At 40.4% G+C, this 26,164-nt stretch carries 25 protein-coding genes, 16 tRNA genes, 1 rRNA gene, 1 riboswitch and 1 other annotated feature (1 of these 44 running past the window's edge); of the genes, 10 read left to right on the forward strand and 32 right to left on the reverse strand.

Annotated features, from left to right (window positions below; genetic code table 11):
• Positions 1 to 40: 40 nt before the first annotated feature.
• Positions 41 to 2,008, reverse strand: a complete 1,968-nt coding sequence (locus CEF22_RS14210) for a transglycosylase domain-containing protein (RefSeq protein WP_100403381.1) — start codon at positions 2,006 to 2,008, stop codon at positions 41 to 43.
• A 161-nt stretch (positions 2,009 to 2,169) separates the two neighbouring features.
• Between CEF22_RS14210 and CEF22_RS14215 the strand changes: the two genes are divergently transcribed.
• Positions 2,170 to 3,576 carry a cryptochrome/photolyase family protein gene (locus tag CEF22_RS14215; protein ID WP_100403382.1) on the forward strand — a complete coding sequence of 469 codons (1,407 nt, stop codon included), beginning with the start codon at positions 2,170 to 2,172 and terminating at the stop codon, positions 3,574 to 3,576.
• Between the two features lie 48 nt (positions 3,577 to 3,624).
• On the opposite strand, the gene CEF22_RS14220 is transcribed toward CEF22_RS14215, so the two are convergent.
• On the reverse strand, positions 3,625 to 3,798 hold the full coding sequence (locus CEF22_RS14220) for a twin-arginine translocase TatA/TatE family subunit (RefSeq protein WP_094836565.1): 174 nt from the start codon (positions 3,796 to 3,798) through the stop codon (positions 3,625 to 3,627).
• Between the two features lie 183 nt (positions 3,799 to 3,981).
• Between CEF22_RS14220 and CEF22_RS14225 the strand changes: the two genes are divergently transcribed.
• Together CEF22_RS14225 and CEF22_RS14230 are read left to right on the forward strand one after the other, a co-directional pair.
• The gene (locus CEF22_RS14225; protein ID WP_095479922.1) at positions 3,982 to 4,287 is read left to right on the forward strand and encodes an ArsR/SmtB family transcription factor; all 306 of its coding nucleotides are present in this window, start codon (positions 3,982 to 3,984) and stop codon (positions 4,285 to 4,287) included.
• A 105-nt stretch (positions 4,288 to 4,392) separates the two neighbouring features.
• Positions 4,393 to 4,812 carry an arsenate-mycothiol transferase ArsC gene (locus tag CEF22_RS14230; RefSeq protein WP_100403383.1) on the forward strand — a complete coding sequence of 140 codons (420 nt, stop codon included), beginning with the start codon at positions 4,393 to 4,395 and terminating at the stop codon, positions 4,810 to 4,812.
• Positions 4,813 to 4,859: 47 nt separating this feature from the next.
• Here CEF22_RS14230 and CEF22_RS14235 read toward each other — a convergent pair whose 3' ends face one another.
• Both CEF22_RS14235 and CEF22_RS14240 read right to left on the reverse strand, forming a co-directional pair.
• Positions 4,860 to 6,266 (reverse strand): SpoVR family protein, encoded by a 1,407-nt coding sequence (locus CEF22_RS14235; RefSeq protein WP_100403384.1) that lies wholly within the window; start codon positions 6,264 to 6,266, stop codon positions 4,860 to 4,862.
• A gap of 99 nt (positions 6,267 to 6,365) precedes the next feature.
• Positions 6,366 to 7,670, reverse strand: coding sequence for a Na+/H+ antiporter NhaC family protein (locus CEF22_RS14240; protein WP_269799399.1), 1,305 nt, complete (start codon positions 7,668 to 7,670; stop codon positions 6,366 to 6,368).
• Between the two features lie 61 nt (positions 7,671 to 7,731).
• Positions 7,732 to 7,836: riboswitch (SAM riboswitch) on the reverse strand.
• 205 nt (positions 7,837 to 8,041) lie between these two features.
• On the opposite strand from CEF22_RS14240, the gene CEF22_RS14245 reads away from it, so the two are divergent.
• Entirely contained in the window at positions 8,042 to 8,260 is a 219-nt protein-coding gene (locus CEF22_RS14245) for a YhdB family protein (RefSeq protein ID WP_094836544.1), read from the forward strand.
• A gap of 46 nt (positions 8,261 to 8,306) precedes the next feature.
• Here the strand turns inward: CEF22_RS14245 and CEF22_RS14250 are convergent, their stop codons facing one another.
• Complete coding sequence (locus CEF22_RS14250) at positions 8,307 to 10,037, reverse strand: phospho-sugar mutase (RefSeq protein ID WP_100403385.1); 1,731 nt, start codon at positions 10,035 to 10,037, stop codon at positions 8,307 to 8,309.
• A gap of 157 nt (positions 10,038 to 10,194) precedes the next feature.
• Here CEF22_RS14250 and CEF22_RS14255 point away from each other — a divergent pair, with 157 nt between their 5' ends.
• Positions 10,195 to 10,611 (forward strand): disulfide formation protein C, encoded by a 417-nt coding sequence (locus CEF22_RS14255; RefSeq protein WP_100403386.1) that lies wholly within the window; start codon positions 10,195 to 10,197, stop codon positions 10,609 to 10,611.
• Between the two features lies 1 nt (position 10,612).
• Entirely contained in the window at positions 10,613 to 11,080 is a 468-nt protein-coding gene (locus CEF22_RS14260) for a thioredoxin family protein (RefSeq protein ID WP_100404029.1), read from the forward strand.
• A 67-nt stretch (positions 11,081 to 11,147) separates the two neighbouring features.
• On the opposite strand, the gene CEF22_RS14265 is transcribed toward CEF22_RS14260, so the two are convergent.
• Entirely contained in the window at positions 11,148 to 11,549 is a 402-nt protein-coding gene (locus CEF22_RS14265; RefSeq protein WP_100403387.1) for a DUF5365 family protein, read from the reverse strand.
• Positions 11,550 to 11,665: 116 nt separating this feature from the next.
• Here CEF22_RS14265 and CEF22_RS14270 point away from each other — a divergent pair, with 116 nt between their 5' ends.
• Positions 11,666 to 12,577, forward strand: a complete 912-nt coding sequence (locus CEF22_RS14270; protein WP_095479928.1) for an RluA family pseudouridine synthase — start codon at positions 11,666 to 11,668, stop codon at positions 12,575 to 12,577.
• Positions 12,578 to 12,629: 52 nt separating this feature from the next.
• Here the strand turns inward: CEF22_RS14270 and CEF22_RS14275 are convergent, their stop codons facing one another.
• Positions 12,630 to 13,466 carry an aldo/keto reductase gene (locus CEF22_RS14275; RefSeq protein ID WP_198508072.1) on the reverse strand — a complete coding sequence of 279 codons (837 nt, stop codon included), beginning with the start codon at positions 13,464 to 13,466 and terminating at the stop codon, positions 12,630 to 12,632.
• Between the two features lie 275 nt (positions 13,467 to 13,741).
• On the opposite strand from CEF22_RS14275, the gene CEF22_RS14280 reads away from it, so the two are divergent.
• Positions 13,742 to 14,353, forward strand: coding sequence for a nitroreductase family protein (locus CEF22_RS14280; protein ID WP_100403388.1), 612 nt, complete (start codon positions 13,742 to 13,744; stop codon positions 14,351 to 14,353).
• A 172-nt stretch (positions 14,354 to 14,525) separates the two neighbouring features.
• A complete protein-coding gene (locus tag CEF22_RS14285) occupies positions 14,526 to 15,827 on the forward strand; it encodes an NCS2 family permease (protein ID WP_100403389.1) in 1,302 nt (433 codons plus the stop codon).
• A gap of 34 nt (positions 15,828 to 15,861) precedes the next feature.
• Here CEF22_RS14285 and CEF22_RS14290 read toward each other — a convergent pair whose 3' ends face one another.
• The 3 genes from CEF22_RS14290 to yhbH all read right to left on the reverse strand — a co-directional run bounded on the left by CEF22_RS14290 (position 15,862) and on the right by yhbH (position 18,027).
• On the reverse strand, positions 15,862 to 15,981 hold the full coding sequence (locus CEF22_RS14290) for a 3-methyladenine DNA glycosylase (RefSeq protein WP_100403390.1): 120 nt from the start codon (positions 15,979 to 15,981) through the stop codon (positions 15,862 to 15,864).
• Between the two features lie 66 nt (positions 15,982 to 16,047).
• A complete protein-coding gene (locus tag CEF22_RS14295; protein ID WP_100403391.1) occupies positions 16,048 to 16,752 on the reverse strand; it encodes a pirin family protein in 705 nt (234 codons plus the stop codon).
• Between the two features lie 135 nt (positions 16,753 to 16,887).
• Positions 16,888 to 18,027 carry a sporulation protein YhbH gene (gene yhbH / locus CEF22_RS14300; RefSeq protein WP_100403392.1) on the reverse strand — a complete coding sequence of 380 codons (1,140 nt, stop codon included), beginning with the start codon at positions 18,025 to 18,027 and terminating at the stop codon, positions 16,888 to 16,890.
• A gap of 86 nt (positions 18,028 to 18,113) precedes the next feature.
• Here yhbH and CEF22_RS14305 point away from each other — a divergent pair, with 86 nt between their 5' ends.
• A complete protein-coding gene (locus tag CEF22_RS14305) occupies positions 18,114 to 18,293 on the forward strand; it encodes a hypothetical protein (RefSeq protein ID WP_094836554.1) in 180 nt (59 codons plus the stop codon).
• A gap of 53 nt (positions 18,294 to 18,346) precedes the next feature.
• Here CEF22_RS14305 and CEF22_RS14310 read toward each other — a convergent pair whose 3' ends face one another.
• From CEF22_RS14310 to rrf, 22 genes are all read right to left on the reverse strand, one after another.
• Positions 18,347 to 20,242, reverse strand: a complete 1,896-nt coding sequence (locus CEF22_RS14310; protein ID WP_100403393.1) for a PrkA family serine protein kinase — start codon at positions 20,240 to 20,242, stop codon at positions 18,347 to 18,349.
• Positions 20,243 to 20,637: 395 nt separating this feature from the next.
• The gene (trmL, locus tag CEF22_RS14315) at positions 20,638 to 21,111 is read right to left on the reverse strand and encodes a tRNA (uridine(34)/cytosine(34)/5-carboxymethylaminomethyluridine(34)-2'-O)-methyltransferase TrmL (RefSeq protein ID WP_095480968.1); all 474 of its coding nucleotides are present in this window, start codon (positions 21,109 to 21,111) and stop codon (positions 20,638 to 20,640) included.
• A 63-nt stretch (positions 21,112 to 21,174) separates the two neighbouring features.
• Positions 21,175 to 22,035: an amidase domain-containing protein gene (locus tag CEF22_RS14320; protein ID WP_100403394.1), complete on the reverse strand. Its 861-nt coding sequence runs from the start codon at positions 22,033 to 22,035 to the stop codon at positions 21,175 to 21,177.
• Positions 22,036 to 22,144: 109 nt separating this feature from the next.
• On the reverse strand, positions 22,145 to 23,281 hold the full coding sequence (queG, locus tag CEF22_RS14325) for a tRNA epoxyqueuosine(34) reductase QueG (protein ID WP_100403395.1): 1,137 nt from the start codon (positions 23,279 to 23,281) through the stop codon (positions 22,145 to 22,147).
• Positions 23,282 to 23,394: 113 nt separating this feature from the next.
• Positions 23,395 to 23,468: transfer RNA gene (locus tag CEF22_RS14330), tRNA-Gly, on the reverse strand.
• A 125-nt stretch (positions 23,469 to 23,593) separates the two neighbouring features.
• Positions 23,594 to 23,809: a hypothetical protein gene (locus tag CEF22_RS14335; protein ID WP_100403396.1), complete on the reverse strand. Its 216-nt coding sequence runs from the start codon at positions 23,807 to 23,809 to the stop codon at positions 23,594 to 23,596.
• Between the two features lie 429 nt (positions 23,810 to 24,238).
• A tRNA-Leu gene (locus CEF22_RS14340) sits at positions 24,239 to 24,320 on the reverse strand.
• Positions 24,321 to 24,326: 6 nt separating this feature from the next.
• Positions 24,327 to 24,400, reverse strand: a tRNA-Cys gene (locus CEF22_RS14345).
• Between the two features lie 10 nt (positions 24,401 to 24,410).
• Positions 24,411 to 24,485: transfer RNA gene (locus CEF22_RS14350), tRNA-Gly, on the reverse strand.
• Between the two features lie 3 nt (positions 24,486 to 24,488).
• Positions 24,489 to 24,560: transfer RNA gene (locus CEF22_RS14355), tRNA-Gln, on the reverse strand.
• A gap of 9 nt (positions 24,561 to 24,569) precedes the next feature.
• Positions 24,570 to 24,645: transfer RNA gene (locus CEF22_RS14360), tRNA-His, on the reverse strand.
• A gap of 23 nt (positions 24,646 to 24,668) precedes the next feature.
• Positions 24,669 to 24,742: transfer RNA gene (locus tag CEF22_RS14365), tRNA-Trp, on the reverse strand.
• Between the two features lie 8 nt (positions 24,743 to 24,750).
• A tRNA-Tyr gene (locus CEF22_RS14370) sits at positions 24,751 to 24,835 on the reverse strand.
• A 14-nt stretch (positions 24,836 to 24,849) separates the two neighbouring features.
• Positions 24,850 to 24,925: transfer RNA gene (locus CEF22_RS14375), tRNA-Thr, on the reverse strand.
• An 8-nt stretch (positions 24,926 to 24,933) separates the two neighbouring features.
• Positions 24,934 to 25,006: transfer RNA gene (locus CEF22_RS14380), tRNA-Phe, on the reverse strand.
• Between the two features lie 15 nt (positions 25,007 to 25,021).
• Positions 25,022 to 25,098 (reverse strand) — tRNA-Asp (locus tag CEF22_RS14385).
• Positions 25,099 to 25,103: 5 nt separating this feature from the next.
• Positions 25,104 to 25,177, reverse strand: a tRNA-Met gene (locus tag CEF22_RS14390).
• 18 nt (positions 25,178 to 25,195) lie between these two features.
• Positions 25,196 to 25,271 (reverse strand) — tRNA-Val (locus CEF22_RS14395).
• 5 nt (positions 25,272 to 25,276) lie between these two features.
• Positions 25,277 to 25,351, reverse strand: a tRNA-Glu gene (locus tag CEF22_RS14400).
• 20 nt (positions 25,352 to 25,371) lie between these two features.
• Positions 25,372 to 25,463 (reverse strand) — tRNA-Ser (locus tag CEF22_RS14405).
• Between the two features lie 4 nt (positions 25,464 to 25,467).
• A tRNA-Asn gene (locus tag CEF22_RS14410) sits at positions 25,468 to 25,542 on the reverse strand.
• A 6-nt stretch (positions 25,543 to 25,548) separates the two neighbouring features.
• A 5S ribosomal RNA gene (gene rrf / locus CEF22_RS14415) occupies positions 25,549 to 25,664 on the reverse strand.
• A 241-nt stretch (positions 25,665 to 25,905) separates the two neighbouring features.
• Positions 25,906 to 26,164 (reverse strand) — a sequence feature (most likely nonfunctional fraction of RNA operon); it runs 653 nt beyond the window's last position.

The raw sequence follows: 26,164 nt of genomic DNA on the forward strand, positions 1-26,164 counted from the left end.
ATTTATCCGGCCAATAAAAAAGCGCCAAATAATCGGCGCTTTAAAAAAATTCATTCCATTTTTCAATCAGTTGGTCAATCCAACCTTTCTTTTCTTCTTTCTTTGGCATTTCTTCAATTTCGTTGACATCAAATGAAGCTTGTTCGATGTGCGGTGAAATTTCAGTCATAACTTCTTTAAACAACGGAACCACTCCGTCTGAGCTATTAGCGGTTAAATAATGCTCCTTACTCACCGCTTCTACCCCTACCCAAACGGTCCCTACGATGTTAGGCGTATAACCGACGAACCACTGATCTTTCGTTCCATTGATCCCTTCAATCGGCACTTGAGTAGAGCCTGTCTTACCTGCGACATCCATTCCGGAGATGCGTGCTTTCTGGCCAGATCCTCGCTCTACTACATTTAAAAGCATGGCTGTCATCTCATCAGTGACTTCCTTTGACGTCACTTCTACTTCTTTCGGGCCCCATTTTGGAGTGACTTGTCCATCTGGTCCGATAATTTTACGAATGAAGAACGTTTCTTTACGTACTCCATTGTTTGGAAACGTTGTGTAAGCTTCTGCAATGTGTAACGGAGAGACGCCTTTCGTCATCCCACCTAGCGCAATACTTAAGTTTTTATCTTCCTTCTCAAACGGAATCCCGAAACGTTCGAGCGCATTTAATCCTTTCGACAACCCCATTTGATCTAATAGCCAAACGGTTGGTACATTTAATGATTTTTCAACCGCGCGATACATTGGTACTTCTCCGCGATATTGGTTATCATAATTTGTCGGCTCATAGTCTCCAAACTTCATCGGCTCGTCTTTTAACATTGAATAACGGTCATAACCTTCTTCTATAGCCGGAGTAAACACCGCTAACGGCTTGATCGTGGAACCTGGAGAAGTTCTCATTTGCGTCGCATAGTTAAAACCTCTAAATACATGTTCTCCACGTCTACCAATAATGGCGACAACTCCTCCACTGTTCGGATCGACAAAGACAGCTGCACTTTGTGACGGATCACCGCTCACATCTTTAGGGAACAACCAATCTTTTTTATATACATTTTCGAGACCTGCTTGCACATTTTGATCCATCGCAGTATAAATTTTGTAACCTTTTGTTAAAAGTTCATCTTGCGTAAGTCCAAAGCGCTTAATTGCTTCGTTAATGACGGCATCTGCATAATGTGGATATTTCCCTTTTAAAGGGTCCCCACTTTTATCTTCTAAAGAGATTTCTTCATACTTTGCTTCCTGAGCTTCTTCACTTGTGATAAAGCCATACTTCACCATTTGATCGAGAACGACATTTCTTCTTGCAATTGATTTGTCCATGTTTTTGTATGGATCTAACACAGAAGGAGCTTTAATCACGCCTGCCAGTAAAGCTGATTCACTTAACGTCAGCTCACTCACATCTTTTCCAAAGTACTTTTTCGATGCATTTTGAACGCCCCATGACCCGCTTCCGAAATAAATCGTATTCAAGTACATCTCCAAAATTTCTTTTTTTGTATATACCTTTTCAATTTCTATCGCTAAAAATAGTTCTTCAATTTTACGTTTGTACGTTCTTTCGGGCGACAACAGGGCATTTTTCGTTAGCTGCTGTGTAATTGTACTTCCGCCTTGAACCGTCCCTGTAGATAATAAATTTTTAAAGAAGGCCCGTCCCATTCCTCTTAAATCAAACCCGTTATGCTCATAAAAACGATGATCTTCAATTGAAATGACCGCTTCTTGCAAATGCTCAGGCATTTTTTTAATCGGTACACTGTCCGAGCGATTAGCGGATAGCTTACTTGCTTTCTCTCCATCGACATCATATAAAATTGTAGACTGAGATAACCCACGTTTTAACGATTCAACATCCGCTGATTTCATAAAATACACAACAAACCCTAAAAATAATAAGACGAAAACCGCTACTACTAAAATCGTGATTTGCGTTAAGTGAAATTTCTTCCATTTATCGCCTATAAATTGAATACCTTTCTTCATTACCTTATTCATTACCGTATTCCTTTCCTCCTGGAAAAGCTTAATTCCTTGTTTTGCATAAGCTTATTGTAAAGATAATCATCAAGATTGCAACGAAAATGCATACCTAAACTTGAACTAGTATAGCATTGTTCTTAAAGTAATAATAAATTGACGATGAAAGGATGTTCCTTGTGGCAACAACTATTGTGCTTCTTAGACGACGAGACTTACGATTGCATGATAACCCAGCGTTATACTATGCAGCAAAAAAAGGCGAGGTGCTACCTGTCTTTGTGCTAGATGACACAACGACGGATCAAAAGAGTAGCGCCCAGAATTGGTGGCTCTATCGTTCCTTAGAGCAATTTATGACTAGCTTTAAAGCCATCGGTGGCGAACTCATTATTCGACGTGGAGACACACCCTCCATTATTTTAGAGCTATTAAAACAAACATCTGCTCAAGCTGTGTTTTGGAATAGATGCTATGAACCAACCATGTACATAAAAGACCAACAGTTCGCCAAGCGGTTAGATCAAATGGGAATAGTGATTCAAACGTTTGAAAGCCAACTGCTGCTCTCTCCTTGGGAAACAAAAAAAACGGATGGTATGCCTTATAAAGTATTTACATCCTTTTATAAAAACTTACAAAAACAGGAGATCCATCAACCTTTGCCAGCTTTATCATCTATTTCGATGGCAAAGTTGAACGTCCTAAGCTTGACGATGGATGAGCTAGAGCTGTTACCGACGAATAACTGGACGGAGAAATTAGAGCGTCATTGGGATGTTCATGAACAAGCCGCCTTGGACAAGTTGCAACAGTTCACCGAACGATCATTAATTCATTATAAAGACGAACGAGACTATCCAGCAGCTGCTAGGCATTCCGCTCTGTCTCCTTATTTAGCTACCGGATTATTATCGGCACGGACGGTCTATTACTATGTGCTAGAGTCCGGCATGTATGGTGAAGCGTTCCTTCGACAGCTTGCTTGGCGAGAATTTTCATGGCATGTGCTGTTTCATTTTCCTGAGTCTCTCCATCAGCCTTTAAATGAAAAATTTAGCACTTTTCGCTGGGACAATGACAAAACGTTGCTTGATTTATGGAAAAAGGGGAAAACAGGGTACCCGCTCGTGGATGCCGGCATGAGAGAATTGTGGGAAACTGGCTTTATGCATAACCGCGTTCGCATGCTTGTCGCTAGTTTTTTAACGAAGCATTTGCTCATTCATTGGGAAAAAGGAGCCGATTGGTTTTTCGATACACTCGTGGATGCCGATTTAGCGAATAATACGATGGGCTGGCAATGGGCAGCTGGCACCGGTGCGGATGCGGCTCCATATTTCCGCATTTTCAATCCTGTACTCCAAGGAAATAAATTTGATAAGGACGGGGAGTATGTGAAACGCTGGGTTCCAGAGCTGAAGTTGCTTCCTACTAAATATATTCATGAGCCTTATAAAGCACCAGAAGATGTGTTACGAGCGGCTCATATTACGATCGGTAAAGATTATCCTGCTCCAATTGTTGATCACAAAGCTGCACGCGCTCGAGCACTAGAGCGCTATGATGAAGTAAAGAAAAAATGACACAAAAAAACCGGCGGTCCATCACCGCCGGCTTCCTTATGAGAATAATTAATTTGTTTTCTTTGTCTGATCTTCTTCGTCTTCCATAACGCCCTTCATACCACGTTTAAACTCGTGAAGTGTTTGCCCTGCTGCTTTTCCAAGCTGAGGAAGCTTTGAAGGCCCAAAAAGCAATAACGCCACAATCACAATAATAGCAACTTCTCCAAAACCAAGGTTCATCGTTTTTATCCCCTTTTGCTGAAAATGAAGTTTAACGAATTTATTATACATAAAAAAAAACATTTTGAAAATAATCAACAGGCAAATATTCTTTTTCTGCCATACTTAGTCATTCTAATGAGTTGTCATGGATTCCCACTTCACTGTTTGTTACTATTATATTAAAAAAGGCTGGAGGATTTTATGGAAAAGAAGCTGCAAGAACTAGATGAGGAAACGTTATTTATCGTTTCCCAAACGTTTAAAGCTTTATCAGACCCAACAAGATTACGGATTTTAAATTTACTGTTTACTGGTGAACACTCGGTAAATGAAATTGCTGAGAACTTATCCTTACTACAATCTACCGTTTCACACCAGCTGAGGTTTTTAAAAAATTTACGGCTCGTGAAATATCGCAGAGAAGGAACGACTTTGTATTATTCTCATGACGATGAGCATGTTATCGATCTACTCTGCCAAGCGATTGAGCATGCCAAACATCATTAACTTCTATAATAAGGAATTCGCTAGACAATGATGTTGATTTTGATGATTACTTTTTCAAATAAAGGGTAGAAAAGAAATAGCATGATGTCAAAGGGGCTTATATTTATGCATACACAACATATCCTATTTCTTTCACCCGTCAATCATTTGAGTATCATGGCTGAAGGCTGGGCATCTAAATTACATGCCCCAATGTCAACGTTCATCAGTGCTTCTTACTTTCATGCCAGCGAAGATCACCTCCCAATTTTAGCTATGCAAGAAGTGAATATCGATATTTCTCATTTACAAGCGAAACCCTTGACTCCCGAGCTATTAAAGGAAGCGGATTTAGTGATAGCTATTTATGATTTTAATCGAGACGAGCAGCTAGACATCCCCTCCTTTGATCAAAAAAACATTCTTCAATGGAATATCCCTAATCCTTCATATGTTCAAGAACCTATTGAAAAATGGGCTACTTATCAAGTTATTTGTGATACATTGGCTGGCTATGTGAAAGGATTACAACAATATATAACATGACTGTACTGAAAATAGGGAAGGCTCTTCTTAGTGAGCCTTCCCTATTTTCATAAATATTTCCGTTGCATTTTATTGCCACTATAGCAAAATACGACTTCCCGATCTTCCACAACGGTTTCTAAATGAACCGCTCTTCCCCAAAGTGTGTATACATACGGCAATACCTTTTCTAAATATTTTAAATCAAGTTCAATCCCTTCATACCAATGCTTTAAATACAATTCACCTGATTTCATGTAATCCCCATCATTCACCGTGATATATGGAAATCCGCCATTCACTCTCATACCCACAAGCTGATCGCGAACGTTTTTCCACTCCTTGTCCGTTATTTTATAATCCTTACCTTTTTTTTCAAATAAATACATATCTTCTCTCATAACAAGGTCTTTTGTTAAATAATTACGTAAAAAGGAAATATCCGATTCGATTTCACGAACTTCAAACATTTTTTCGCGCCCACTTCCCGGTTGGACACCATTTTTAATCATTTCCTCAGTCGGATTATTATATCGTTCTTCGATATCCTCGAACATTTTTAAGCCTAAATAATAAGGATTGATTGTTGTTCGAGATGGCTGAATCACACCGGCATTCAGCTTAGCAAATTCAATCGCTTCTCCAGACGTAAGGTCCAGTTCTCGAATAATTCGCTGATGCCAATACGACGCCCACCCTTCATTCATAATTTTTGTTTCTAACTGTGGCCAAAAATAAAGCATTTCTTCTCTAACCATCGTCATAATATCACGTTGCCAATCCTCAAGCTCCCGGCTATATTGTTCAATAAACAGCATAATATCCTTTTCTGGTTGCAGCGGTAGCTTCTTTTTCAGCTTCTTTGCCGGCTTTTCCTTGTTTTCTGATGAATCTAACGACCATAAATCATCATAGGGGCTGATTCTCGCTTTCTCTTCTTCCTCTTCTTCATTTTTCCAAGTTAATTGAGGGCGAATTAAAGACGGGTCAATATGCTCTTCAATGGCCAACACCGCATCTAAAAACTGTTCAACCGTTTCCTTGCCATAATCAATTTCATATTGGTGAATACGATCAGCGGTGGCTGCCATACTTTCGACCATATGACGATTCGTTTGACTAAACCGAACATTATTTTTAAAGAAATCACAATGAGCGAGCACATGGGCAACAATTAATTTGTTTTGAATTAACGAATTGGTATCAAGCAAAAAAGCATAGCACGGATTCGAATTGATGACCAATTCATAGATTTTACTCAACCCAAGATCATATTGAAGCTTCATTTTAAAAAACTGTTTTCCAAAACTCCAATGAGAAAATCTTGTCGGCATTCCGTACGCGCCAAATGTATAAATAATTTCCGCTGGACAAATTTCATACCTCATCGGGTAAAAATCGAGACCAAATCCGGAAGCAATTTCTGTAATCTCATCAATTGCATACTGAAGCTCCCTCATCTCTACCGCATTCATCTCCACTCCTCCTTTTTTCCTTTACCAATACTTATGAAAAAAAAGAGCAAGACATGCCACAAGAAAAAGGCTGACCCATCTTAAAGTCAGCCTTTTTGCTTATTTATTCGCTTTTAAACGAGGAAGATTGAACAATATAGCTACTATACCACTGATCCCGATTAACACGGGGTAAATCGAATAACTCATAATGCTGATAGGCGAAATACTAGCGAGTCCTGCCGCTGCTAGCATTTGAGCTCCGTAAGGGATCATCCCTTGAATAAAACAAGAGAACACATCGAGTATACTAGCTGATTTTCTCGGGTCAATTCCATATTTATCAGCGATATTTTTCGCTAATGGACCAGCAACAATTATTGCGATCGTATTATTTGCTGTTGATAAATTCGTTAAGCTCACAAGGGAAGCTATGCCAAATTCCGCCCCTTTTTTGGTGCGAATTTTTTTCATGACGAATTGTAAAATAAATTCAATCCCACCATTATAACGAATCACTTCAATCATTCCACCAATAATAATGGCAATCATCGCCATCTCCAGCATACTGCTGATTCCTTCAGATGTCGCTTCAATAAAGGAGAAGAATGTATAGCTACCATCCGACAGTCCGATCATTCCCGCTAGAAGAATACCGCCGCTTAATACGACTAGCACATTCATCCCAGCTAAAGCCGCTACTAATACTGCTACGTATGGAATAATTTTAATGATTTCGTATGAGTCTGCTATTACTATACTTTGCTCACCAGCGGTAATGATACCTAAAAAAACAGCTGTGATCACTGCTGCTGGAATGACGATCAAGAAATTTGTTCGAAATTTATCAGCCATTCTTGTTCCTTGTGTACGCACTGCTGCAATCGTTGTATCTGAAATGATCGACAAATTGTCGCCAAACATCGATCCTCCAATAATCGTTGCCATCGCTAAAGCTAGTGAAATTCCCGTTTCATCGGCAATCGCTACCCCAATAGGTGCCAAAGCAACAATCGTTCCAACAGATGTTCCCATCGATAAAGAAATAAAACACGCAATAATGAACAAACCAACCATTAATAAATTTTGTGGCAAAATAGACAGCGCTAAATTAACAGTTGAATCGACTGCTCCCATTCCTTTCGCTGTAGAAGCAAACGCTCCTGCAAGCAAGAAGATGAAAGCCATTAGCATAATATTCGGATGTCCCGCACCTTTTGAAAAAATATCTACTTTCTCCATAAATGCTTTTTTTCGATTCATCATTAACGTAATCGCCGATGTAATAAATAAAGCAACGATAATCGGCATTTTATAAAAATCACCGGTTGCGACACCACTTCCAATAAAAATCAATAAAAAAATTAACAATGGAAATAGCGCCCAACCGTTTGCTTTTTCACTCAATTCCTCCACCCCTTCCATAAAATTGCGAAAATAAAAGACCTTTCTGTCAGCAAGAAGAGGTCTCAATGTAAAAACACCCTTCTTATCTTTCAAGCATCTACTTGCTGGATTTGGCACAGCACTCTGTTTAGAGCCCGCTGCCGAGACGTCTTAGGGCCAGTCCCTCAGTCTCTCTCGATAAGAATTGTTTCATATCCTATTGTCAAAAAATTACGAACTTACCATTTAAAAATTGACTTTTTGAATGCAACCCACTTCGACTATTATACATATTTCCTGCTAATCAGCAACCTTTTTTTCATCATGACAGTCTACCCATTATTTGCAGAGAGAACTTTCGACAAACCGACATATACTATAATCAATTCCTCTTACAGGAGGGACTTCATATGGAATACACGGATTACGATCGGGCCCTCTATTATGTACATCGGTCCGACTGGAACAATTTATTAATTTTAATGGTTAGAACGAATGACCATTTGCTTTCAAAAAAAATTGAGCATTTCCTACATGCTCGTCGGTTCCCTAATTCTTATTCTGCAGTGGAGCAAACGTTTTATACATTGTTCCACTATATCGAGCACGCCAATTCGCTGAACATGTAAAGAATTCCACCAGAAAGGCGGCTTTCCGAAGAAAGCCGCCTTATTATTATACCATTTGATGAATTTGTTCCATAACCTTCTGCTCAACTTCTTGAAGCTTGAGGTCGCTGTTCTCTAACGTCTCGCTAACGACGCCGAAATAAAATTTCACTTTCGGTTCTGTTCCAGAAGGTCGCATACATATCCACGTTTGATCATCTAAGAAATATTTCAACACATTCGAAGCCGGTAGCTTGATGACAGATGTCTCACCCGTTTGTACATCCGTCTTCTCACTCGTTAAATAATCCTCGATAATCGTGACACTTCTGCCCGCAATTTCTTTCGGTGGTTGTTCGCGGAATGATGATAAGATCGCTTGTATTTTGTTCGCTCCTTCAATTCCTTTTAGCGTAAGCGATGTTAACCCTTCGCGATAATAGCCGTGACGACGATAAAGGTCAAGCAAGACTTCATATAATGTTTTTCCTTGTTGTTTATAGTAAGCACAAGCTTCTACTGCCAAAATTGCCGCTTGAATCGCATCTTTATCGCGAGCAAAATCTGCCACTAAATAACCGTAGCTTTCTTCATAACCAAATAAAAATTGATATTCACCCGTTTGTTGATATGCTTCAATTTTTTCTCCGATAAATTTAAAGCCGGTTAATACATCTTCGCAAGAAACGCCGTATGATTCAGCAACGATTCGACCTAGCTCCGATGTCACGATCGTTTTGAATACACGACCATTGTTTGGAAGCTGGCCTTTTTCTTTCTTTTGTGACAGAATATAGTCCATTAACAGAGCACCGGTTTGATTGCCTGTTAATAAAATATATTCACCGTCTAAATCCTTTACAGCGATGCCAAGTCGGTCGGCATCGGGATCAGTAGCAATTAATAGATCTGCTTGTTGGGCTTTTCCATCACGAATAGCTAGCTCAAACGCCGCTTTTTCTTCTGGATTCGGAGACTTCACAGTGGAGAAGTTAGGGTCTGGTTGTTCCTGTTCAGCGACAACCGTCACATGCTTGTAACCTAATGCCTCTAACCCTTTACGCACAGGCATATTTCCTGTTCCATGAAGCGGTGTGAACACTACTTTCACATCCGACTCCTTTGCTAGCTGTGGCTGTTCAGAAATCATCATTAAATGCTCAATATAAGAACGGTCTACTTCCTCACCGATCATTTTTAATAATCCTTTTGCTTGTAACTCTTCAGTTTCTTCTACTTGTATATGTAATTCATTGGGGATGCTGTTTACTTTTTCAATGACCCGGTCGGCCTCTTTCAGTGCAAGCTGCGCGCCATCTGGCCCATACACTTTATAGCCATTATATTCAGGTGGATTGTGACTAGCTGTAATCACAATTCCGGCAAATGCCTGTAAATGCCGAACAGCAAATGAAAGTTCCGGAGTTGGTCTTAATTGTTCAAACACATACGTTTGTATACCATACGTTGCAAGCGTTTTGGCACTTTCAAGAGCAAATTCAAACGATTTATGTCTGGAATCAAACGCAATCACGACACCGCGTTTCTTCGCTTCTTCCCCATGCTCAAGGATGTACTCGGCTAAACCAGCAGATGCTTTTCGAACAGTATAAATATTCATTCGATTCGTTCCAGCACCAATGACGCCACGCATTCCGCCCGTACCAAACTCTAAATTTTTGTAAAAAGCCTCTTCAATACTCGGCTCATCCATCTCAATTTCAGCAAGCAGAGTATGCATTTCTTCGTCTAAGCCTTGAAACTCTTTCCAGCGCGTAAATTCAGCTTTCCAACTCATCCGCAATCTCCCCTAACTCATCAAAAAAGTATCTTTCGCTTCTATTTTACCATACGATTGGTTACCATTTACAGCTTTATGCATTGCATATTTGTTTACATGTTCCCCTGTTAAATAATATACTCAGAATCGAACATACTTTGAATAAGGAGCCATTATGAAAAAAGAAAATTTATTGTTTACCGCGTGGGGCACATCCTTCGTGGCGATGCTTGGAAGCTTATATTTTTCGGAAGTCATGAAATATGAGCCTTGCGAGCTTTGCTGGTATCAGCGAATATTTATGTACCCCATCGTTTTCATTCTTGGACTAGCTGTCATCAAAAAGGATATGACTGCGGCGAAATACTCTTTATTGCTTTCTATTATCGGAGGCGGTATTTCTCTCTATCACTACGCCATTCAAAAAGTCAGCTTTTTGTCGGAGACTGCACCAGCCTGTGGCAGAGTGCCTTGTACCGGAATGTACATTAACGTGTTCGGATTCATTACGATTCCTTTTTTAGCACTGACAGCATTTATCATTATTTTCGTGACTAGCCTTATGATTATTAAAGGAAAGGACAATGCATAACATGAAAAAAGTCATTATTTTTTCTTCTATTATTTTAATCCTTTTCGGAGGAATTGTTTTCCTAACGAAATATCAGCAAAAAGAAGCATCGAAGGATAATCCGTATGGAAAAGATGAGCTTCATCCAGAGACAGTTAAACAATTAGACGACCCGAACTACCAAAATTTAATTATGCCAGACGAGTTAGAAAAGCAACTAGCCGATGGTGAAGATGTGACCGTTTATTTCTTTAGTCCAACTTGTCCACACTGTGTAGCAACAACGCCCGTTTTAATGCCACTTGCTGACGAACAAGGAGTAGACATTAAACAATACAACGTCCTTGAATTTGAACAGGGTTGGAATGATTTTGCGATTGAAAGAACCCCTACCCTTATTCATTTCGAAAACGGAAAGGAAAAAGCTCGTCTAGTAGGCGGCTACCCTAAAGAAGCGTACAAACAATTCTTCGACGAAAATATTAAGTAAAAAAAGGCTGTCTTCACTTGAATATAGTGATAGACAGCCTCTTCTATGTAAAATCTAATAGCCATGTTCATACGAGAAATTTATTAACGGGGGTGACATACACCATATTAAACATAGCATCTTTCTTTTTATGGAATTGACTAAGTAGGTAAGGGAAATGAAGATCGAACTCTTTCAAAGTCTCAACATTTCGTTGGAACATGTCTTCATAACATGAAGATAGCTGACTTGGCTCCCTCACTTCAAGAATGGCGATGATCGTCTGCAGACTAGCAATCACCTTGAATGCATCGCGAAGAAGGTGAAAGGACTCAATATGTTTATCTGTTATGTGAAGGATTCCTTGCTCGTTCATGCGCTCAAGCTCCTCATCAGAGAAAAAACGCGGCAAAATCTGCTCTTTAATTTGCTGAACAAGCTCAATAATTTTTTCCTCTTGTTCTATCGTAGAGGCCATATAAATCATCATCGAATAACACCTACTTTGCTACATCATTTTTCACTCCATTGATAGAATAACATATTATGACACTAATAGTGATGGTAATTTTGCGTAATTAAACATTTAAAATAAGGAGAGAATTCATGTACGAAACAAATCGCAAAGGATCGCTGTTTGAAGTGACGATTCCACAGAAGTGGAATGGGGAAACAGTGGATTCAATATTAAGAAGCATCTGGAAACTTCCGAAAAAAATGATTCATGAATGGAGAATGAACCAAGAAGTGCTTGTGGATAATGAAAAAGCAAATTGGCATACTTCCCTTGCTCCAGGGATGAAGCTACAAGTACCTTTTTTCACAAAAACGGAGAAAGATGTAGTAGCTAAAGCGCGGGAAGTCGAAATTTTATTTGAAGACGATCATCTGTTAGTAGCGAATAAACCAGCTACGATGAAAACCCATCCAAATAATGAAGCAGAAACAGACACGCTATTAAATGTCGTTGCCTTTCATGTACAAGCGGCAGGTGAGCAAATCGACGTTCGACATGTCCATCGCCTCGATGTTGGCACTTCAGGGGTTATTTTGTTTGCTAAACACGCCGCTGCCTATGCGGTTCTCTCTCGTTTACTAGAAGAACGTCATATTAAGCGGACCTATCAAGCTGTGGTGCATGGGTTAGTTTCACGCCCGAATGGAACAATTAACAAGCCGATCGGAAAGGACAGGCATCATCCGACAAGAAAAAGAGTCTCTCCATCCGGTCAATCGGCGATCACTCATTATCAAGTACTCAAAAAAGATCCGAAAAGACAGCTATCGCTCGTTCAATGTCAGCTCGATACGGGAAGAACCCATCAAATTCGTGTCCATTTTTCCGCCATTGGTCATCCGCTTGCTGGGGATCGTTTATATGGAGGAAAACCGATCGTCAAACGTCAAGCGCTTCATGCTTATGCCATTGACATCCCTCATCCGTTCACAAACGAGAAAATTTATTGTCAAGCGGATGTGCCTAATGATATAGCCCATCTATTTGGAGGAAAGGGCTAACACTGAAATCATCGGAGCGACCTTTCACAACTCCGATGATTTTTTATTGATTTTAAAAATCAAAATGGTCTGGATCTGCTCCAAATCGCTCATTGTTATTTAATGCATCTATTTGCTTCATATCTTCTGATGTAAGCTCAAATTCGAAAAGATTGGCGTTCTCTTGAATCCGTTCTGGATGGACCGATTTAGGAATAATGATCGTCTGATGTTGTAAATGCCAGCGTAAAATAATTTGTGCTACGCTTTTGCCATACTTTTTCGCTAATTGATTCAACACTGGTTCATCCGCCAAACGGTTACGTGCCAACGGTGACCATGCTTCTATGGCGATGTTATTCTTCTGACAATAGTTTCGTAATGGTACTTGGCTTAAATAAGGATGTAGCTCTACTTGATTGATGACCGGCTTTTCCATACTATTAGTGAGCAAATCTTCGAGATGATGAATGTGAAAGTTACTAACTCCGATTGCTCGTACAACGCCTTCTCGATAAAGACGCTCAAGCGCACGCCATGTTTCTTTATATTTTCCCTTCACCGGCCAATGCACTAAATACAAGTCGAGATAATCCATATTTAATTGCTTGAGCGACTGTTCAAAAGCACGTAGCGTTTCATCATATCCTTGGTCACTATTCCAAACTTTCGACGTAACGAATAGATCTTGACGATTGATGGAATGATCTCGAACCGCTTTTCCTACTATATGCTCATTGTCGTAAAACGCTGCTGTATCAATTAGGCGATATCCTGTGTCAATCGCCGACATCATCGCTGTATAGGCTTCTTCCTCATTCGTCATCTTATACACACCTAAACCTACATAAGGCATAGTTACACCATTATGCAAGGTAAAAGTATCTTGTAAACTTTTTATTGGATTCATTTCGATCCCCTCCTTCTAACTTATTTTATCGCTAAAAGGACGAGACAGCGAATTAAACGTTTTATTTAATTTCATTTTTAAAGAAGTCAAGTCTATCACATAATATATTCATGACTTCGTTTTCTAATATGCTTTTTCAATATCTATTCCTTGACCTTTTATCCATTTTTTATTAAGGTTTATAATGGTTAGCACTTACGAAAAGTGTTTAAGGAACGTAATTATAGTTTTTAATTTTTTATTCACTCAACGAGGATAAACTAGGAGGAAGAAATATGTCAGACTTTTTTGAACTAGCTGCCAGTCGTCATTCGACAAAAATATATGACCCTGCGATTAACATTTCAGAGGATGAATTAATCCAATTATTAAAAGTAGCTGGGCAAGCTCCTTCTGCGTGGAACTTACAACAGTGGCGTTTTTTAGTATTCAATAAGAAGGAAGTTCAACAACGCCTACTGCCGATCGCCTATAATCAACAACAAGTAGCTGATGCTTCTGCCGTTATTTGTATCCTTGGCGACTTAGAAGGAAATAACAATATTGATCCAGTATTTGATCCAGCAGTTGCTGCAGGAGAAATGACACCAGAGTTAAAAGAAATTCTAGCTGGTCAAATTAATGGGGCTTATAATCGTCCAGACTACCCGCGCGATGCCGCTATTTTAAACTCATCTTTAGCAGCTATGCAATTTATGCTTGCGGCTAAAGCAGCTGGATGGGATACTTGTCCGATTGGCGGTTTTAATGCGGATGCTTTAGTATCAGAATTCCAAGTATCTGATCGTTATTTACCAACGATGCTTATTACCATCGGTAAACCGTTAAAAGAAGCGCGCGCTACAGACCGCTTACCAATTGAGCAATTAATTACTTTTATGAAATAATAATCCAAGCCAATGAAAAAGTGTGTTTAAATTTTTTCATTGGCTTGTTTTTGTTTGAAAGATTACAAACATAGTGATTTGCATGCATTTTTCAAATTATTGTTGCAACCTAGTATTAAAACGAATATTATATTAAGTGTGTTTTTTAATGTTCGTATTTTGGAGGTTCCTTATGTTTAATTTACAGGAAAATGGAACGAATGTAAAAAAAGAAATAATTGCTGGGATTACAACCTTCTTCACAATGGTCTACATTATTGTCGTCAACCCGATGATCTTGCAGTCTGCTGGTGTTCCATTTGAACAAGTGTTTACAGCTACAATTATTGCGACGATCATCGGAACGTTATGGATGGGGTTATTTGCGAATTATCCTATCGCTATCGCACCCGGTATGGGATTAAATGTGTACTTTACAATTTCAGTCGTCGGTGCTCATGAAAACATTACGTATGCAACTGCCTTTTCTGCTGTTTTTGTCGCTGGATTACTTTTTGTTGCTTTGTCACTTACGTCCTTTCGTGAAAAACTCATTGAAGCCATTCCGAGTAATTTAAAGCACGGAATTACAGCAGGGATTGGCTTATTTATCGCTTTTATCGGCTTGCGAATGACAGGGTTGATTGCCGATCACCCGGATAATTTAGTTCAGCTCGGCGACTTGCATAGTCCAAACGCGATTCTTGCTTTAATAGGACTTGCTGTGACGATTGTTTTGATGGTATTAAAAGTAAACGGCGCCTTATTCATCGGAATGGTGATTACAGGGACCATCGCTTATTTTACAGGTCAGCTTCAGTTTACTAATGAACTATTATCTATGCCATCGCTTCCGGAAGGATTGATTATTAGCAATCCGATTGCAGCGTTTAGTGATGTCTTTCAACATGGCTTGTATGCCGTTGTCTTTTCCTTTTTATTAGTTACCCTTTTCGATACGACAGGTACAATGATTGCGGTAGCTCAACAAGCTGGTTTAATGAAAGGGAATACGATGCCGCGTGCTCGTCAAGCATTGCTCGCTGATTCCGTTGCCGCTTCTGCCGGAGCTGTCTTTGGGACAAGCCCAACAAGTGCTTACATTGAATCATCCACAGGAGTAGCTGCGGGAGGACGTACAGGTTTAACGGCAGTTGTTGTCGCTGTATTATTTGGAATATCCGCCTTTTTCGGCCCGGTTGTTAGCGCCGTTTCCGGTCTATCAGCAATTACCGCTCCTGCTTTAATTATTGTCGGTTGCTTAATGATGGAAAGTGTCGCGAAAATTGATTGGCAAAGTTTAGACGAAGCATTTCCAGCTTTCTTAATTATCCTTAGCATGCCTCTCACATCTAGTATTGCGACAGGGATTGCGCTTGGATTCATTTCCTATCCACTGCTGAAAATCGTGCAAGGAAAATTCCGTCAAGTGCATCCGCTTGTGTATATATTTGCTGTACTGTTCTTTTATCAAATCGTATTTTTACCTCATTAACAAAAAGCGAGGATGCCGATGCATCCTCGCTTTTTCACATTTGATTCGGTTTTTCCACTTCACGCTGCGGCTCGATATCGATCCCTTGCTCTAGCTTTTCTTTTTGCTCTAATGACAAGCTTTCTTCTTCTTGTCTTTGTTCATCTTTTTTCATAATTCCACTCCTTCATTACGTCTATCGCTAGTATAGCCAGTAACAAAAAGAAGTAATCGTCTACGGTTATGGAAGATCAATCAACATCAATTGAACATTTTCCTCTGCTTCAATCGTTAATTTCGGCACATTCGTGATTCGAGCAGAATCTCTTTTGCCAAGCTGATATTGATGATTCAATTGAACATTTCCTTCAAGTACCATCAAAAATACTCGGCGACCAGCTGACTGTTCAAAGTGAATCGTTTCACCTTTATCTACTTCTGATAAATAAATCGTTAAATCTTGATGAATATGAGCGACTTCATTAGACGTCGGATTTTTAGTCACAACTGGAAAAAGTTGATTTTTAAGCTTCTGAAGATCGAACTGTGTTTGTTCATAAGAAGGCGTCAATCCTGCTTCGTCTGGCATAAACCACATCTGTAATAAATTGACTCCCTCATCAGCCGACGGATTCATTTCTGAATGATAAATACCCGTTCCAGCCGACATCCGCTGTATTTCACCATAAGTCGTAACGGCTGAATGCCCCCCGCTGTCTTTATGCTCTAAATGCCCTTTCAGCACAATTGACACAATCTCCATCTCTGAATGAGGGTGCATCCCAAAGCCTCTTTTAGGAGCCACCCAATCATCATTAAGAACTCTCATTGGACCAAACTGCATATTCGCTGGATCATAATACTCCGAGAAGGAAAAACTAAAATTTGATTTTAACCAGCCATGATTAGCTGAATATCTTGAACTAGCAGGGTAAATCTCGATCATCGTTCTCCATCTCCTTTTCCGAAAATTATCTTGAATTCGAGATAATTTTATAACATAGAGTAGTGAGGGTCAAACTTTTTTGACTTTCGTTAACAAAAAAAGAGCTGAACCTCAAACGTTCAGCCCTTTAAGACACTACTCCTCCTTCGCAAAAAATTGCTTCATTGCATAAAAAACATCTGCTTTTTGCCGCAAAATATAATAGCGGAATTTTTCATTTTTAATATTTTTATAGGAAGTCATTAACGTACTGCTGCGGTTATATTGATTTACCTCTCCATAGCCGAATATATTTGCTTTTTCCATTAACTCCTCAACAAGCTTGACACAGCGAGCATTGTCAGAAGACAGATTGTCGCCATCTGAGAAGTGGAATGGATAAATATTGTACCGACTTGGATCGTATTTTTCCTTAATCAACTCTAATGCTTTCCGATAAACCGAGGAGCAGATCGTTCCTCCGCTTTCGCCTTTAGAGAAAAAATGCTCTTCATCGACCACTCGAGCTTCCGTATGGTGAGCAATAAATTCAATTTCTACCGTTTCATACTTCGTTCGCAAAAAGCGAACCATCCAAAAAAAGAAGCTTCTCGCCATATACTTTTCCCATACGCCCATCGAGCCACTTGTATCCATCATCGCCAATACGACAGCTCGTGAATCTGGCTTTTCAATTTCATTCCATGTGCGAAATTTCAAATCCTCTGGAAGAATCGGATGAAATTTTGGTTCACCAGTAAGGGCATTTCGTTTAAAGGCACTCATTAATGTTTTCTTTTTGTCCACATTCCCCATCAAACCTGTTTTACGAATATCATTAAATTCTACATCCTCTACTGTAAATGGTGCTTGCTCTTTTTTCATCAAATTAGGAAGAGCTAACTCATTGAAAAAAGCCTTCTCAAGCTCCATAAATGACACTTCTGCTTCGTAGTAGTCCTGACCTGCTTGATCTCCTGCTCCGCTTCCTTTTCCCGGACCTTCTGAAGCGCTTCCATCACGGGCAACGACATCACCAATTTGACTATCGCCATCTCCCTGACCGACATGTTTATTTTTGTCATAATTGTAGCGGATTTTGTATTCATCTAGCGACCGAATCGGAATCTTAATCATTTCTTCGCCATTGGACATAATAATGCTTTCTTCTGTCACTAAGTCAGGAAGGTTTTTGCGAATCGCTTCCTGTACTTTATCCTTATGTCTCTGCTGATCATCATAACCTTTACGATGGAGAGACCAATTTTCCCGGGAAATATGATAATTGTCGCTCATCTTAACTCTCCCTTCTCACAAATCAACTGCCTTCTGTTTAATCCTTTTCACCATAGGGTATTACTAATAGAAAAGAGGTGATCCTAATGAATACGAATGATAAAGATATGCAAGCTTTTAATGGCTCTATGGCCTCTGATTTAGAAGAAATGAAGCTGCTCGGTAAACAAATGGAACGCCAGCGTACGAATCAAGAACTCAAACAAAAGAAAAGACAGCCCGATCCCGTTCAGTTTAAACCACAGGATCAAGATGAGATCAAGTAACCAAATAAAAAGGAAAAAAGAGGGCGGCCAATGATGGCTGCCTCTTCCCTTTTCTACCTGTTTAACAGACTGCCAACATATCGTAAAAGTTCATTCGCTGATACCGAATTATAGCCATGATCATCAATTAAGCGCGCAACGACTTCATTGATTTTCTTCAGCTGTTGTTCATCCGGTGTTTTTGTCGAAGTCGTAATTTTCACGATGTCCTTTAAGTCGGCAAATAACTTCTTCTGGATCGCTTCACGTAAACGATCATGGGAATGATAATCAAATCTCTTTCCTTTTCTAGCAAAGGCAGAAATCCGAATCAAAATTTCTTCACGGAACGCTTTTTTCGCATTTTCCGATATACCAATTTGCTCTTCAATCGAACGCATCAGCTTTTCATCTGGACTAATCTCTTCCCCTGTTAACTGATCATGAAGCTTCGATTTATTACAATAGGCCTCTACATTGTCTAAATAATTATCCATTAACGTTTTGGCGGATTCTTCATACGAGTAAACAAAAGCCTTCTGTACTTCTTTTTTCGCAATACTATCATATTCTTTCCGAGCGACTGAGATGAAGTTTAAATATTTTTCCCGTAGCTCATTTGTAATCGATGGATGTTGATCTAGCCCTTCTTTCAACGATCGTAATACGTCAAGGGCATTAATCGATGGCACTTCCTTGCGAATGATCGTGGAAGAAATCCGATTGATCACATACCTTGGATCGATACCGCTCATTCCTTCATCCTGGTATTCTTTTTTCAACTGCTCGACATCGGCTGTATTAAAGCCTTCGACGCTCTCTCCATCATATAGTCTCATCTTTTTAATCAGATCAATATCGCCACGCTTCGGCTCTTTCAATCTAGTTAAAATCGTAAACATCGCCGCTACTTTTAACGTATGAGGAGCTATATGCACATCCGCTACATCGCTTTCTCGAATCATTTTCTCGTAAATCCGCTCCTCCTGAGATAGCTTCAAGTTGTAAGGAATCGGCATCACAATAATCCGCGAATGGAGCGCTTCATTCTTTTTATTAGAAATGAAGGAACGATACTCGGTTTCATTCGTGTGAGCGACGATCATTTCATCCGCACTAATTAATGCAAACCGCCCTGCTTTAAAGTTCCCCTCCTGCGTCAAAGAGAGCAAATGCCAAAGAAACTTCTCATCACATTTCAACATTTCCTGGAATTCCATTAACCCCCGATTCGCTTTATTCAGCTCGCCATCAAAACGATACGCCCTTGGGTCTGATTCCGATCCATATTGGGCAATCGTCGAAAAGTCAATACTACCAGTTAAATCAGCGATATCTTGAGATTTAGGGTCTGATGGACTAAACGTACCAACTCCAACCCGCTTATCCTCTGAGAAAAAGATTCTTTCGATGAGGACATCCTCAATACGTCCACCATACTCTTCTTGTAACCTCATTGTATTTAATGGCGATAAACTTCCTTCGACACGAATCCCAAACTCTTGAAAGAAATCCTCTCTTAAGTGCTTCGGAATAAGGTGCAGAGGATCTTCATGCATAGGACAGCCCTTAATGGCATACACGGCCCCTCTATCTGTTCTAGAATAAGCCTCTAACCCTTTTTTAAGCATCGCTACTAGTGTAGATTTCCCTCCACTAACAGGTCCCATTAATAATAAAATACGTTTGCGCACATCGAGCCTTTTGGCCGCCGGATGGAAATATTCCTCTACAAGTCGTTCTAATGCTTCCTCTAATCCATACAGTTCATTACAAAAAAAACTGTATCGTTTCTCGTCATTTTCTCCTTCTACGCCTTGATCTTTAATCATATGAAAGACTCGTGAATGAGCGGATTGGGCAACCCATGGCTGTTCTCTGACAATATTTAAATATTCTTCAAAAGTGCCTTCCCACTTTAGCTGCTCTTCTTCTTCCCGATATTGTTCAATCTTCTTTAAAATATCCATATTGACCCCCCGTTTAGTATGATTAGAGAACGATTAATAAAGCTTATGCTCGTACCCGCTTGAAAATGCTAAGGAAAAGGCTTATACATGGATATCAATAAATTGTAGAAAAGTTCAGTTTTCATCAGCTTCAGTTTAAGATATAATGAAGATACTATGCGTGAAATAACTGACTGAAAGGGGTACATAACGATGAGACTATTACTAATTTTAGGCGTGATGGCAGCTTTCCTTAGCGCAATTTTCACTGCTGGATACAATGACAAACCAGGCGTAAAATAATAAAAAAAGCATTGCAGTTCAGTCTGCAATGCTTTTTTTATTATGGCTATATTACATAATTAATTGTTTTTGACTCATTCGTGCAAAATGAGTCAAAAACTAACGCTACACCTTTATTTCAAATGTAAAAATTGCTGCTGACGCAGAGCTTCGTATACAAGGATAGCGGCTGTATTCGATAAATTAAGTGAGCGGACATTGTCATTCATTGGAATGCGTAACGTACGTTCTTTATTAGCCTCAATAACGTCCTTAGGCAAACCAGTTGTCTCTTTTCCAAAAATGAAAAAGTGATCTTTTTCCTGATTACTATAATCAAACGCAGCGTGGTGTTTTTCACCAAACTTTGTTAAATAATAAAACTCACCCTCTGGATGTTTTTCAAAAAATTCTTCTAACGAATCATAATAAACAACGTTTACAAACTGCCAATAATCAAGCCCGGCTCTTCTAAGCATTTTATCATCAGTAGAAAATCCAAGCGGTCGGATTAAATGAAGCGTTGTATCAGTAGCTGCACAAGTTCTTGCAATGTTACCTGTGTTCGCTGGAATTTCAGGCTGGTATAGCACAACATTAATAGACAAAATTCTTCAACTCCTATATAAAACTGTAACCAATATCTTATTATACCACTGATTGATCAATTATTAAGTGTGATCATCTTGAATCCTCATAAATTTATATTGAATATTTTCTGTATAAGCGGTTGAATCTTCATAACTCCAGTAGCGCATGCGACTGTTCGCTGTATGTGCATTGACAAGCGGCATCCCTTGACGGTCTTGACCTGTCACGAATACCGTATGATCAAACCGCCCATCCCCTTGAAAATCAATACAGATCACATCACCAGGCTCGAGCTGGTCTGCACTACTGACTTCCGTTGCCCTTAAACCCATTTGAGATGCAGGCAAAAACCAGCGCAGCGCATGAGCCACAGACCAGCTATAGCTCCAATTTTTTCCGCTAACCCACCACCCCTTATTTTTATGAGGATGGCCTCGCATTGGGGAGCCCCCTGCTCGTAAACATTGCGAAATATAATTGGTGCAGTCCACAGAAAATTTAGGATAAGCTGGATTATAACTATTCCACCACCGCTCCGCATATTGCACCGCTTGCATTCGATCATAACGAAACCCCTTCCTTTCCTCCTCATATCGATCACCTGACACTAATTTATCCACAGGGATCACTTCAGAAAGAAACGACTGCTCTCGGTCGTCTACAATCTCTTGCTTATACTTCGCCGCTACCCGGTGCTCGACTTCCTCTTCAAGATATACATAATCTTTTTGCTTCATTAAATATTTCAAATGAACTTTATAATGAATTTCATCCTGATCTTCAAACAGCACCTTTGCGGTAGCTTTCGTTTTTAATAGCTGACACTGCCTCACTTGTAACAACTGCTTCTTTCGCAAAACCTTTTCATCCACACAAGCAATATCATCGTCTAAAAGCTGATGCAGACGCTGCTCTAACCTTTGTTGAAGCTGTTGATACATAAATGGGTGCCTCCCTTTTTCACGCACGTTATCCGCTTTTATTAGACTAGCTCCTGACGCCAGCGCGTACGCTAATTTTATTATCATCATATGCATGAAAGAGGGATAGTTAGTATTGATTCAATGAAGCTAAGCCTTGAGCGATTTCCTTTATTACTTCCGGCTCTGTTTCTTTTTCTTTTGCCTTTACAAGCGCTTCCTTTGCCTCCGGTCCTCCTATTTTCGCAATAGACCAAGCCGCTGTTCCTCGCATCACCGGACGTACATCCTTCGTCAATACGGCAATTAAAGTCGTTAAGGCAGATGCTTCTTTAAAATGGGCTAAAGCAATCATCGCATTTCGTTGAATCGGCTTTTTCCCTCGCCATGAACCAGACATATAACCGAAGCGCTCTTTAAACTCTTTATTACTTATTTGAAGTAAAGGCTCAAGCAGCGGCTTCACCTCTTCCCCTGACGGTTCCATTTCCTCATGAAAATGAAAATCCATTCCTTTATTTTCTGGACAAACGGTCTGGCACGTGTCGCAGCCGTATAAACGATTCCCTAAATGATCACGAAACTCCTCAGGCAGAAAATCCTTTGTTTGCGTTAAAAAAGCAATGCAACGATTTGAATTCAACTGTCCTCCCTGCACTAACGCCCCCGTTGGACAAGCATCTATACATTTCGTGCAAGTGCCACAGCGATCTTCTATTGGTTGATCTGGCTCAAATGGTAAGTTCGTAATCATCTCTCCTAAATACACATACGAACCAAACTCAGGCGTGATAATCGAACAGTTTTTCCCGCTCCAACCGATCCCTGCCCGTTCAGCTACCGCTCGATCTGCTAACTCTCCCGTATCGACCATTGAACGAAAGCGAGCTTCCGGCACTTTAGACCGAATGAAAGCTTCTAATTGACTAAGACGATCGCGAAGAACGCTATGATAATCCTCTCCCCAAGACGCTCGGCAAAATATACCCCGTCTTTCTCCTCGCTTCCCTTTTACAACATCCTTCATTTTAGAAGGGTATGCTAACGCAATCGCAATAATCGAACGAGGCTGATCGAAAATCTTCGCAGGGTCCACTCGCTTTTCAATATCCTTCTCCTCAAACCCAGAGGCATAGTTTAACTCCTGCTGACGAATGAGCCGATCCTTCAACTCTACAAATGGCGCAGCAGAAGCAAACCCGATTTTATCTATTCCGATCTCTCGGCTATAAGCAATAATCTCTTGCTTTAATACATCGTAATTCATTGTTCTTCTCCTTTCAGAGAACGATTCATTTGCTAAGGCATTATTCCACACAACAGTAAAAAACGCAACATTTTATTCTACAGAATAAAACATTGCGTTAGTAGCAATATGTATGGAGCGGGTGATGAGAATCGAACTCACGACATCAGCTTGGAAGGCTGAGGTTTTACCATTAAACTACACCCGCATCAAAGCTTGTTTCTCTTAACTGAACATTTACTATTTTACAATAAAAATCATTTAAGGTCAATAGTTTTTTAATGTAAATGAGATTTAAAAATTAAAAAACCTGCCTTTGCAGGTAAGTAAAGCCTATATCGTGTCTACCTTTTTAGTTTTAAGAAATGTGAAGTAAGTTATAATAGCTGATACGAATGAAAACAAAGCAATTATTTTTAATACACGAAAAGGATTCACCCCTATTTGAGAACCAAAAATACCAGGTATACTTGCACTAGTTAGCAGTAAAGAAACTACCCCTAAAGCAATGAAGCCACAAATATAAATCTTTGCTTTTTTTGGATTCATTTTTCTACACCTCCTTTTATCATGTATACGATTAATTTCCTGAAATATACTTCATTTATCATTCCTCTCACAATCTACTTATTATGATTCATATAACTTTCGATTTAACAACTGTATGTATGTTTCATATTCTCTACTAATTTTCTCTCTCGAAGTTGCATAAGATAAAAGCTCATTTATTATCGGGTCAATAGTCTTAGACATAATCTCTTTCATTACTATACACCTTTCACTTATGTTTTTAATACTAGACCGTCACACACCTAAAAATAAGTTTGAAAACATTATCAAAACAAAAGATTCATCAGAGTAATACCTTTGTACATGTCTATAAAGCATTTCAGCGTAGAGTTTCATCGTTATACGCAAAAAAGACACCTACTAACTATAGTAGATGCCTTTAAATGACGTTATATTAACGCTTTATAATACCGGTGGTCGGGGTCGAACCGACACTCCTCACGGAACACGATTTTGAGTCGTGCGCGTCTGCCAATTCCGCCACACCGGCAAATTATGGAGGCGGCAACCGGATTTGAACCGGTGGTGAAGGTTTTGCAGACCTCTGCCTTACCACTTGGCTATGCCGCCATAAATATACTGGAGCGGAAGACGGGATTCGAACCCGCGACCCCCACCTTGGCAAGGTGGTGTTCCACCACTGAACTACTTCCGCAAACTGGGCTAGAAGGATTCGAACCTTCGCGTGACGGAATCAAAATCCGCTGCCTTACCGCTTGGCTATAGCCCATTAATTAAATGGGGCGACCGAGGGGAATCGAACCCCCGAATGTCGGAACCACAATCCGATGCGTTAACCACTTCGCCACGATCGCCATAAATGTTATGAAGTTTAAATTGGCAGGGGCAGTAGGAATCGAACCCACACTGGAGGTTTTGGAGACCTCTGTTCTACCGTTAAACTATGCCCCTATAAAAACTGGTGGAGGGGGACGGATTCGAACCGCCGAACCCTGAGGGAGCGGATTTACAGTCCGCCGCGTTTAGCCACTTCGCTACCCCTCCACATATTTAATAGGTGGTGCCGGCAAGAGGACTTGAACCCCCAACCTACTGATTACAAGTCAGTTGCTCTACCAATTGAGCTACACCGGCAAGAAAGGTGGCTCAGGACGGAATCGAACCGCCGACACATGGATTTTCAGTCCATTGCTCTACCAACTGAGCTACTGAGCCAAGAAATTATATAAATGGCGGTCCGGACGGGACTCGAACCCGCGACCTCCTGCGTGACAGGCAGGCATTCTAACCAACTGAACTACCGGACCATTTATTGCGGGGACAGGATTTGAACCTGCGACCTTCGGGTTATGAGCCCGACGAGCTACCAGACTGCTCCACCCCGCGACGATACTAATTTATTAATGGTGGAGGATGACGGGATCGAACCGCCGACCCCCTGCTTGTAAGGCAGGTGCTCTCCCAGCTGAGCTAATCCTCCGTTAATGGTGACCCGTACGGGATTCGAACCCGTGTTACCGCCGTGAAAGGGCGGTGTCTTAACCGCTTGACCAACGGGCCAATTTTATTCTATGTATAAATGGCGGAGAGCAAGGGATTTGAACCCTTGAGGCAGCGTTAACCGCCTACACGATTTCCAATCGTGCTCCTTCGGCCACTCGGACAGCTCTCCTAAATGGCTCCGCAGGTAAGATTCGAACTTACGACCGATCGGTTAACAGCCGATTGCTCTACCACTGAGCTACTGCGGAATATCCGCCTGGCAACGTCCTACTCTCACAGGAGGAAACCCCCAACTACCATCGGCGCTGAAGAGCTTAACTTCCGTGTTCGGGATGGGAACGGGTGTGACCTCTTCGCTATCGCCACCAGACTTTTTAAGACATTTATTATTATAACATAATAATGATCTTTTGCAAGAACTTTTTTGTTCTTTCAAAACTGGATAATAAGTATTGTAACCTTGCAAATCGCCTATTGGTGTATCTATTTCTAGCTCCGGCTCCTAGACATTCGAGTCAAATAACCTGTCGCTTACAAGACTAACGTCTTTGCAGCGCCAGAACATTTGCTTGTCATGTCTGACAGTCGCCTCTGCTTTATTGGTTAAGTCCTCGATCGATTAGTATTCGTCAGCTCCACGTGTCGCCACGCTTCCACCTCGAACCTATCTACCTGATCATCTTTCAGGGATCTTACTAGCTTGCGCTATGGGAAATCTCATCTTGAGGGGGGCTTCATGCTTAGATGCTTTCAGCACTTATCCCGTCCGCACATAGCTACCCAGCGATGCCTTTGGCAAGACAACTGGTACACCAGCGGTGCGTCCATCCCGGTCCTCTCGTACTAAGGACAGCTCCTCTCAAATTTCCT

The organism is Bacillus sp. FJAT-42315, assembly GCF_002797375.1.
In the GTDB taxonomy this organism is placed as follows: Bacteria; Bacillota; Bacilli; order Bacillales; family Domibacillaceae; genus Bacillus_CE.

What these genes read in the sequence shown, in the direction of transcription:
- CEF22_RS14220 (WP_094836565.1), bottom strand. Translation starts at nt 3,798, where the DNA reads ATGAACCTTGGTTTTGGAGAAGTTGCTATTATTGTGATTGTGGCGTTA.
- CEF22_RS14240 (WP_269799399.1), bottom strand. Translation starts at nt 7,670, where the DNA reads ATGGAAGGGGTGGAGGAATTGAGTGAAAAAGCAAACGGTTGGGCGCTA.
- CEF22_RS14335 (WP_100403396.1), bottom strand. Translation starts at nt 23,809, where the DNA reads ATGAATCCAAAAAAAGCAAAGATTTATATTTGTGGCTTCATTGCTTTA.
- CEF22_RS14290 (WP_100403390.1), bottom strand. Translation starts at nt 15,981, where the DNA reads ATGAAAAAAGATGAACAAAGACAAGAAGAAGAAAGCTTGTCATTAGAG.
- CEF22_RS14260 (WP_100404029.1), top strand. Translation starts at nt 10,613, where the DNA reads ATGAAAAAAGTCATTATTTTTTCTTCTATTATTTTAATCCTTTTCGGA.
- queG (WP_100403395.1), bottom strand. Translation starts at nt 23,281, where the DNA reads ATGAATTACGATGTATTAAAGCAAGAGATTATTGCTTATAGCCGAGAG.
- CEF22_RS14285 (WP_100403389.1), top strand. Translation starts at nt 14,526, where the DNA reads ATGTTTAATTTACAGGAAAATGGAACGAATGTAAAAAAAGAAATAATT.
- CEF22_RS14295 (WP_100403391.1), bottom strand. Translation starts at nt 16,752, where the DNA reads ATGATCGAGATTTACCCTGCTAGTTCAAGATATTCAGCTAATCATGGC.
- CEF22_RS14255 (WP_100403386.1), top strand. Translation starts at nt 10,195, where the DNA reads ATGAAAAAAGAAAATTTATTGTTTACCGCGTGGGGCACATCCTTCGTG.
- CEF22_RS14225 (WP_095479922.1), top strand. Translation starts at nt 3,982, where the DNA reads ATGGAAAAGAAGCTGCAAGAACTAGATGAGGAAACGTTATTTATCGTT.
- CEF22_RS14310 (WP_100403393.1), bottom strand. Translation starts at nt 20,242, where the DNA reads ATGGATATTTTAAAGAAGATTGAACAATATCGGGAAGAAGAAGAGCAG.
- yhbH (WP_100403392.1), bottom strand. Translation starts at nt 18,027, where the DNA reads ATGAGCGACAATTATCATATTTCCCGGGAAAATTGGTCTCTCCATCGT.
- CEF22_RS14320 (WP_100403394.1), bottom strand. Translation starts at nt 22,035, where the DNA reads ATGTATCAACAGCTTCAACAAAGGTTAGAGCAGCGTCTGCATCAGCTT.
- CEF22_RS14235 (WP_100403384.1), bottom strand. Translation starts at nt 6,266, where the DNA reads ATGAATGCGGTAGAGATGAGGGAGCTTCAGTATGCAATTGATGAGATT.
- CEF22_RS14305 (WP_094836554.1), top strand. Translation starts at nt 18,114, where the DNA reads ATGAATACGAATGATAAAGATATGCAAGCTTTTAATGGCTCTATGGCC.
- CEF22_RS14210 (WP_100403381.1), bottom strand. Translation starts at nt 2,008, where the DNA reads ATGAATAAGGTAATGAAGAAAGGTATTCAATTTATAGGCGATAAATGG.
- CEF22_RS14230 (WP_100403383.1), top strand. Translation starts at nt 4,393, where the DNA reads ATGCATACACAACATATCCTATTTCTTTCACCCGTCAATCATTTGAGT.
- CEF22_RS14280 (WP_100403388.1), top strand. Translation starts at nt 13,742, where the DNA reads ATGTCAGACTTTTTTGAACTAGCTGCCAGTCGTCATTCGACAAAAATA.
- CEF22_RS14250 (WP_100403385.1), bottom strand. Translation starts at nt 10,037, where the DNA reads ATGAGTTGGAAAGCTGAATTTACGCGCTGGAAAGAGTTTCAAGGCTTA.
- CEF22_RS14245 (WP_094836544.1), top strand. Translation starts at nt 8,042, where the DNA reads ATGGAATACACGGATTACGATCGGGCCCTCTATTATGTACATCGGTCC.
- CEF22_RS14265 (WP_100403387.1), bottom strand. Translation starts at nt 11,549, where the DNA reads ATGATGATTTATATGGCCTCTACGATAGAACAAGAGGAAAAAATTATT.
- CEF22_RS14275 (WP_198508072.1), bottom strand. Translation starts at nt 13,466, where the DNA reads ATGAATCCAATAAAAAGTTTACAAGATACTTTTACCTTGCATAATGGT.
- CEF22_RS14270 (WP_095479928.1), top strand. Translation starts at nt 11,666, where the DNA reads ATGTACGAAACAAATCGCAAAGGATCGCTGTTTGAAGTGACGATTCCA.